This window comes from Trinickia camelliae (assembly GCF_053525655.1).
In genome coordinates, this window is the sequence record NZ_JBCHAA010000044.1 from 1 (window position 1) to 1,213 (window position 1,213).

General features: G+C 61.3%; 2 protein-coding genes. One reads left to right on the top strand and one right to left on the bottom strand.

Annotated elements, in window-relative coordinates:
- The coding region (locus AAHK20_RS33425) for an SPFH domain-containing protein (RefSeq protein WP_449185791.1) at positions 1-761 on the bottom strand (761 nt) is incomplete at its 3' end.
- Between the two features lie 93 nt (positions 762-854).
- On the opposite strand from AAHK20_RS33425, the gene AAHK20_RS33430 reads away from it, so the two are divergent.
- A partial coding sequence (locus tag AAHK20_RS33430; RefSeq protein ID WP_449185792.1) for an NUDIX domain-containing protein occupies positions 855-1,213 on the top strand: 359 nt, incomplete at its 3' end.

Here is a 1,213-nt window from a genome sequence, read left to right on the forward strand (position 1 = left end):
TTTTCTTCGAGTTCGATGTCGGACGCCATCTGCTCACCACGCAACTCGTTTTCCTTGCGCATCAACGTGGCCTTCGCTTCCATCTGCGTCTCGCGGATCTGCCGCTTCTTCTGCTCGACCGCGATGTCGGTATCGAGTTCGTTCTGCCGGATTGCGCGCTCGTTTTCCACTGCCGACATGCGCCGCAGATACACGGCGTCGTCAGCGGCCTTGAGGTTGGACTCGCGCGCTTCGGCTTCGAGCGCCCTGGCAATGTCCGGGGTGGGCTTGACGGCCATTACCGACACACCGAGTATCTCGAGCCCCAGCGCCTCAATTTCGGGCTGGCTGGCGAGTTCGGTCTGCGCCGTGCGGGCAATCGACGCCGACGCGCGCAGCGCCTCCTTCAATTCCAGCGCCTGCACGGCCTGCTGCACGATCACCTCGACCTGCATCGCGACGCGTTCCCCGAGCCGCTTCGGATCTTCGGAGACATACGACCGGCCGTCCTTACCCAGCGAGAAATCCATCATCGCTGCGGTACGGTGCGGGTCGCTGATGCGGTAGGTCACTTGACCCTGCACGGTCACGCTCTGGAAATCCGCTGTGACCAGTTCGAGGATGAAAGGACGATCCTGGCTTGCGACCGGAACGGACACCAGCGTCGTCGCCGGGGCGTAGTAGAAGAACGACAGCCCGGCGCCTTCGCGCACCACCCTTCCCGCTTGGAACTGCATCAGGTGAACGGTCGGCTGCGACTTGATGAATCGAATCCCGAACATGATGAAGGCCTCTCTTTTGAGTTGTACAGTACAACTTGTATGAGTTGCACAATACAACCTAGAATGAGGGTCGTCAAGTTTTTCGAGTTCGCCATGACACAAAAGACTTCTGCTTCCAGACGACGCGTCCGTCAGGGCCCCGAGTTTTCTCTGCCGTACACGACGGTCGACGTCGTGATCTTCACCGTGCTCGATAACGTGCTGCAGGTTCTGCTCGTGCAGCGACCAGCCGGCGCCGGCGAACCGTATCCGGGGTGCTGGGCGCTACCGGGCGGCTTTGTCGACGTGGAGACCGACGCGACGCTCGAGGACTGCGCGCGCCGCAAACTGTTCGAGAAGACAGTCATGAGGAGTCCGTATCTGGAGCAGCTTGGCAGCTGGGGCAGCGCGACGCGTGACCCGCGCGGATGGTCAGCCACACATGTCTGGTTCGCGCTGATTTCCGCCGAGGA